Annotated in this window: 4 protein-coding genes and 1 pseudogene; 3 read left to right on the top strand and 2 right to left on the bottom strand. The window is 37.7% G+C overall.

Annotated elements, in window-relative coordinates; translation table 11 throughout:
• Window positions 1-243 precede the first annotated feature (243 nt).
• A complete protein-coding gene (locus tag BQ7314_RS08515) occupies window positions 244-1164 on the top strand; it encodes a PEP-CTERM sorting domain-containing protein (RefSeq protein ID WP_174483280.1) in 921 nt (306 codons plus the stop codon).
• Between the two features lie 95 nt (window positions 1165-1259).
• Here BQ7314_RS08515 and BQ7314_RS08510 read toward each other — a convergent pair whose 3' ends face one another.
• Window positions 1260-2342, bottom strand: a complete 1083-nt coding sequence (locus tag BQ7314_RS08510) for a nitroreductase family protein (protein WP_174483279.1) — start codon at window positions 2340-2342, stop codon at window positions 1260-1262.
• Between the two features lie 144 nt (window positions 2343-2486).
• Here BQ7314_RS08510 and BQ7314_RS08505 point away from each other — a divergent pair, with 144 nt between their 5' ends.
• Entirely contained in the window at window positions 2487-3479 is a 993-nt protein-coding gene (locus BQ7314_RS08505) for an SDR family oxidoreductase (protein ID WP_174483278.1), read from the top strand.
• A gap of 298 nt (window positions 3480-3777) precedes the next feature.
• On the top strand, window positions 3778-4908 hold the full coding sequence (locus BQ7314_RS08500; RefSeq protein WP_174483277.1) for a cyclic nucleotide-binding domain-containing protein: 1131 nt from the start codon (window positions 3778-3780) through the stop codon (window positions 4906-4908).
• A gap of 603 nt (window positions 4909-5511) precedes the next feature.
• Here BQ7314_RS08500 and BQ7314_RS16085 read toward each other — a convergent pair.
• Window positions 5512-5626: pseudogene (locus BQ7314_RS16085) on the bottom strand (IS30 family transposase); the annotation flags it as partial.

The raw sequence follows: 5626 nt of genomic DNA, 5'->3' as shown, positions 1-5626 counted from the left end.
ATAGCAAACCCCTATTTAATTCCCATTAGGCGAAAGCATTTGAAACGAATGAAAAGACTGTTTTTTTCATATAGTTGCGGCATGGTTTCAATTTTACCATAAATAATTATTGGGAAACTTCAGATAAAGATAAAAAAAAATGGCACGATAACTGCTTCACCTAAACTGAAATAATAAAAATTTCACTTTGTCAGTATTGAGTTTAAATATTGACTTTTTATACTTTAAGTTGAGGAATAAATAATGAAAAATTTAGCTAAAAAAACGTTGAATGCTATAGTCTTTGCAGGAATAGTTTTTAGCGCACCGATTGTAACGGCGGCACCTGCTGAGGTAAATGGTCTACTTCAAACTGGCGGCATCAATGGCTTGCAAGATAGCGATCGTGACCGTATCTTAAGGGTATCTAATGGAGCTGGTGATGTAACATACAATGGCACTAATTATGACCTTATAACATCAGGCACATGGCAGATAGGCGATGTTTTCCAGGCAGCTCTTAAATTTGATTCGCTTGATTGGCTAGATGGTGCAGGAAATACAATAAATTCTCAAAACCTATCTTCCCTCGCTCATCCAATCGGATTATACGGCTATTCAGAGATAAAAGTTGATACAATAACGGATGTAGTTTTAGGTGGATCAGTAGTTGCACAAACACTTACTTTTTCTGGCGCAAATATTCTATCAAATAGTAATGTTTTGGTTGAACTATACGAAGTTAACCCTGATACTTTGGATATCTTCGGTTTTGGTGTTCAAGCTAACACCGCCATTAACACTGTACGAGGACTAAATCCAGTTGCTGAATTTGGCATACTAGGGAATGATTTTTGGACTGCTACCGTTGGAACGGATATATCACAATTAGCTTCTGGGTACGGCAGCAACCAACAGGCTGCTGGTACATCTGGATTATCACTTATATCTAATGCAGGTGGATTACCAATTGAAGCAGATGGTGTTTTTTCAGATACTTCTGGCTTTAATCATGACCTTGTTGGGAATGCAAGTGCTTTTGGTGCAGGCTCTAACGGCTGGCTAGTGAACACCAATAGTACTGTCTTCTTTAAAACTACTGTCCCAGAGCCTCATACACTTGCTTTAATGGGCATCGCTATGCTAATGTTTGGTGCCAATTCAGCACGTAATCGTAGGTCATAATAGCCTGTCTTTTTAATGACTTATTTTTTAGCCCTAGATTAGAGTCCATCTAACTAGGGCTTTTTTATGTGCCTTTATTGAGTTCTTTGCAAAAGTTATAAGCTTTTTAAAAAAGATTCAATATCTCGTCGATACGATCTTATAACCTGTTTTTTTCCATACCCTAACCGAAATAGCATAACAAGCTGATCATCGCCTTTATTAAAGCCACGTGTAATATCTGCAAACTCCTCTTCTAGCGCTACAAAATTTTTAAGCTGCTCAGGCGTAAAACCTTCACCTTGAAGCTGATGCAATCGAGCCAGAAATAAGGGCAAAGCCCCCAAAGGCTGAACACTAAGCCCTGCCTTATTAGCTTGCAGCCAGAAACGCTGCATAACTCGCCCCGACCCCACATAATCTGCCTTTCCCTTATGAATTATCGATACGATTTCAGGTGCTGATTTCATTGGCAACCACGTCCCCCTAAAAGCCATAACATGATGCAACCCAATGTAATTGAGTAATTTAGCTAATTTCCATGGCCTAAGTAGCTGTAATATAGGAATCATAAATGACTCTATACCTAAGGTAGCACTTGCAAGACCATCTCTTGTTTGCTCTGCAGTCTTGCCAAAACGTAATACTTTGTAAAAATCATTATGTATCCGCTCATGAATAAACCGAATAGTATCTGTTGCAGTTACCGTCTGGATGATAGTTTTTCTTTCTTTAGGTGACTTATAGGTATGCAAACAATACTCATCAGATTGCACAAGACTCGCCAATTCAGCCATCAGCGTATCAGGGATTTTCTTCTTAAATTGAAATAAGCTCCTATCCGTACAGCGACCAAAGATAGTTTGATTAGCATCATCTATATCCACTTTTTCTTGCCCCCCCAAATACTTAAAAGTCAGAACAGCAAACTTATCCGATGAATCATTCAAATAACGGATATGTGTAGCTAGCCCCAATGCATTAGCTAAAGTAACCACATTCTCTATTAGTGCCCCACAACTTATTTGAGTTGCCACCTGCTTAACATCAAAAAATAGCCCCATATTATCTTGATCAAGCCATAGCTCAAAACCATCTTCTAATAGCTTAAATTTCCATGGCTGCCCATTATCAGCAGATGGGGCTTGAATACCTGCCTCTATCAGCTTAACAAGGTGTTCGCGTGGGATCTTGTTCATAGTTTTTTTTCAACCTCATTCAAGTAATATATTGTAGTAATATTTACAATTATAGGGTTAAATGTACCCTATTCGTTATGGTGAATTTATCAGTCGCCTAATTTTTATTATTTTATAGTACTTCGGATATATATGGGTAGGATAATGAATAAAGTTTTAGTTATTGGAGCAAGCGGTCAATTGGGTTCGGTTGTGCTTAATCAGCTATTAGAAGCTAAGCAGGAATGCATTGCCTTTGTCAGACCCTCGTCAAAATTCAGCCCCCCAAGTTCTGATTACTTGCAAGTTGCTCAAGGTGACCTAGCGGATGCAGCTAGCGTTGAGAAGGCTTGCGTTGGGATTAAGCAAGTAATAGCAACTGCAAGCTCAATTATTCCGCGTCATGGTGATAAATTTGGCATAAATGAAGTGGAGAATTATCAACATTTAATTAAAGCATGCCAGCACCATAAAGTTGAGCATTTGATTTATATCTCTGCATTCTCGTCACCTTTTGATCAGCTAGTGCCTGAATTTCGAGTGAAAAGACAGATTGAGAAGCTTATTGTAGACTCAGGTATCCCTTATACCATTTTCAGAGCTGCTGCGTTTATGGACATTTATTATGCCGTCATGGGTAGCCGCTTGGCAATGGATGGCGTTTTACATCCCACGCTGTTACGCGGTTTTTGGCTAACAAAACTGTATTCTAAATTAACGTTTGGACTACTTGAAAATCGCGGCATTGCTTTACTCCCTGGCAGTGGAAAAGTTAAGCAATCGTTTATTTGCATTAATGATGTGGCGGCTTTTATGGTTAAAGCATTGACAGTGCCATCAGCAAAACATCGTATTATTGAATTAGGTGGGCCAGAGACTCTATCATGGCATGATGTATCAGATATTTATGCCAATGTACTTGAGAGAAAAATTATCAACATAGTAATCCCTAGCTTTATACTGAACCTTGGACGAGTTATATTACGACCCTTTTCGCCAGCCGGGGAAAATATAATGAGTACTTTATTTTTATTAAGCCGACATGATTGTGCAATAGACATGACAGAACCTTGCAAAGAATTTTCTATTCATATGAGGAATACGCGCCAATTTCTTTTGCAAAAATTAAATTCACAACATACGTCAGAGCTCACTTAGGACAGTAATAAATTATAAAGCCATATTAACCCAATTCGTTTTTCTTCATAGGCAGTCTAATTCAAAAATCATAGTTTCTCGTTACCTGAATTCAGGTAACCCCTTTTTTAGGGTATATCAATTAATATGCTTAATCAATTCTTGCTCATTCCTTATTTCTCTTCTTATTGCTAAAATGTTCTAAATATAAAAAAAGAACGACTCAGTCACCTAGCACCATTGCCAATGGTGCTAGATATTTATTTATTAGCTGAGTTCAATACAAATCACTATACCCTAACTAAGCTAGGCGATAATTATGAAAGACGGCATTAGATTTACTCAAACCGAAGAGGAGCTTCGCGCTTCATACCAAATGCGTTATAGCGTCTACGTGAAAGGGATGGGTAGACTCAAAGATAAAGGTAATCATGAACTTAAAGAATTAAAAGATGATTACGATAAAATAGCCAGAGCGGTCATTGCTATTAAGAATGGCGAGCCAATAGGTACGCTTAGATTATTCTGGGGAGGTGACGCTCCATTTCCGCCTTCTTTAATTGAAGCTTACCATTTATCTCGTTTTTTAGATTTTCTGGATGAAAAGAAAATTTGTATTGTTGAGCGTCTAATGGTAACGGAAAAGCATCGAGGATCAACCACAACCTTACGCATGTATAAGGAAGTAATGCATTTCGTCCTTGACCAACAAGTAGAAGTGGTGCTATTAGACTGCGAGCCTCACCATCTCAATTCCTATCTTAAGCTTGGCTTTCGTCCTTTTGCTGAATCATACTCATACCCTGGGATCGGCTTAGTTATCCCAATGGTGCTGGTGACTGGAGATTATGAACATCTTAAACGCGTTGGCTCTCCTTTTAGTATGCTAACAAAAGAAGATGACTTTAATCATTGCCTTCATACGGAACAAATATTAGAAAAAATTGGCCATGGTGTTAACGTCATTAGCCAAGCGACAAGTAATCCAACTGATTTTCTAAAACAAATTTATGCCAATCCTAAACTCTTAGATAACCCAATACCTAAAATTTTTGATCATTTAAGCGAAGATGAAGTCCAAAGAGTTATCGAAAAAAGCCACATTATAGAGTGCTCCTTAGGTGATCATATTATTGATCATCATAATTCGGCAAAAACAATTTTTGTGTTACTTTCTGGCGCAATTGACGTACGTCGGGGAGATAAATTAATCGCTATTGTTACGCCTGGCGACATGATTGGCGAAATTGCATTTTTCTTACATATGCCACGCTCAGCAAGCATCATTGCAGCAACTGAAGATGTGCGCGTCTTAAGCTTGGATGAAGCCTCTATGTCTCGGTTATTAAAGTTTGAAAGCGAACTTGCCAATAAAGTTTTGGTCAATATTTGTCGCACTTTATGCAGTCGTGTTCTTGGTGGTTATGAGGGCTCAGACCTTAGATCATAGTACCAACAATTGAAATGTCACTCAATAGCGACATGTCTCTTTATTGCAGCCTATTTTAAGGCTGCAATAACTCAAATCTAAACCCAATTAGCTACTACCTGTAGATTCGCATAGACAATCAACTCAAAATAAAAAAACCACATCTCAATCACAAAGAATTACCTTATTAAAAACATGCTTTGTCATAAAAAAACGACAAAATCACAGACAATTTCCCATAAAAAATAAATATACTCCTAAGCTCCATCCTACCCCATAAATACTTAAGGCACCTGCCGCCAAGCATTAATCTACATGCTGTACGGAATTGAATGCTCCCCCCACCCACTTCAATTTCAACTTCACACACTCTATTCTCCTAATTTTAGCGCATGCTATACCAATAGGAGATTATTACAGCCTAAAAACAAATGACTAAGTCCTCAATTTACATACCTGTCGCCTAATCGGGACATTTCCCATAGCCACATTATCTTATTATATAAATACCATCCTCAAAAACAACTTAACATACAATCAGTTACATAAAAAATATCATTAATGGCACATAGATTGCTTTTATTAAATAAATACTTTTTGAGGAGACATAGATGTTACCTGAATTCAAGTCATAAGTGCATAACCCAGTAAATTTTTTATATCTACCCCAGTTAGCTCTTCAAAAGCTTCATAAGGTGTTTTGTAGTTCAGACATTTTTTAGGTCGATTATTAAGCTTA

The sequence above is a fragment of the methanotrophic endosymbiont of Bathymodiolus puteoserpentis (Logatchev) genome (assembly GCF_900128525.1).
Lineage (GTDB): Bacteria > Pseudomonadota > Gammaproteobacteria > Methylococcales > Methylomonadaceae > Methyloprofundus.
This window is presented reverse-complemented; position numbering and strand designations above follow the sequence as displayed.

Bases quoted from the DNA above. Each gene is read 5' to 3' on its own strand.
- BQ7314_RS08515 (WP_174483280.1), top strand. From the start codon at position 244: ATGAAAAATTTAGCTAAAAAAACGTTGAATGCTATAGTCTTTGCAGGA.
- BQ7314_RS08510 (WP_174483279.1), bottom strand. From the start codon at position 2,342: ATGAACAAGATCCCACGCGAACACCTTGTTAAGCTGATAGAGGCAGGT.
- BQ7314_RS08505 (WP_174483278.1), top strand. From the start codon at position 2,487: ATGAATAAAGTTTTAGTTATTGGAGCAAGCGGTCAATTGGGTTCGGTT.
- BQ7314_RS08500 (WP_174483277.1), top strand. From the start codon at position 3,778: ATGAAAGACGGCATTAGATTTACTCAAACCGAAGAGGAGCTTCGCGCT.